Origin of the sequence: Vibrio cincinnatiensis (assembly GCF_022113815.1) — a bacterium.
GTDB classification, from domain to species: domain Bacteria; phylum Pseudomonadota; class Gammaproteobacteria; order Enterobacterales; family Vibrionaceae; genus Vibrio; species Vibrio cincinnatiensis_A.
Window position 1 is genome coordinate 1 of sequence record NZ_SGOM01000063.1, and the last position, 896, is coordinate 896.

Sequence of the window (896 nt, forward strand, 5' to 3'; positions counted from 1 at the left end):
ATCTAAGTCATTTGAATTGTACTTTCTTATCATTTTCGAACTCTAGATTGTAAAATTTATCAGGGCAACATAACGCCGCATTAAGGTGTGAGCGGCGCTTGGCTATACTTGAGCGAAGCGAAACTGCCAAGCGTTGCGAATCACTCTTAAATGCTTTGTTATAACTTTGATACCAGTAGGTCTCTTAGCTGCGTTACTACCCCGACTAAACTTTCATTCGGGTTAGATGATTCATAATCATCAGGACATATCCAATCTAGAAACTCTGCCGCATTAGTCCCACCACCAATCATAGTGATAATATGATTTTGTACCTCGTCTGGTGTTAGACACTTTTTTGTTTTCAGTGAATTAACATGAGCTACGTAGTCATCTCGCAAGATCAACAGTGATTTGTTGCTAGTAATTAGCTCGTTATACTGCCCCCGAATTTTATTCAACTCAGGAGTCATTTCATTAAATTCACGAGAGTACTTACGATTTAACTCCACGTACTTGCAGCAGTTTAATACAATTGAGTTAAAACACAGTCTCCAAATAATTTGTCGACTAGCTACTAATTCTGGTTTGTGCATATAAGGCTTATCTTCATATTCACGAATGATACTAACTGAAATAGCTAGATCACCGATCAAACCAACGAGAATCTCTGATAGTTCATGATTTCTATTTCTCACTCAAACTCCAATAAAAGTTATAACGCCGCATTAAGGGGCAAGCAACGCAAAAAACAGCGCTCAAACTAACCTGCCGTAACCTCAAATGCCAACCCGAACCAAAAATGCCACGCGTTGATTGTCCCTCTTAAATGCTTTGTTACACGGAAAAATCATGAACATTCCCGTAAATAAAGGCTTCCCAATACCTTCAAAAGATACTCTGGATCCATCGCGCAC

General features: G+C 39.1%; 1 protein-coding gene. It reads right to left on the reverse strand.

Annotated features, from left to right (window positions below):
* Positions 1 to 158: 158 nt before the first annotated feature.
* Positions 159 to 677, reverse strand: a complete 519-nt coding sequence (locus EXA13_RS16580) for a hypothetical protein (protein WP_238134094.1) — start codon at positions 675 to 677, stop codon at positions 159 to 161.
* Positions 678 to 896: the final 219 nt, after the last annotated feature.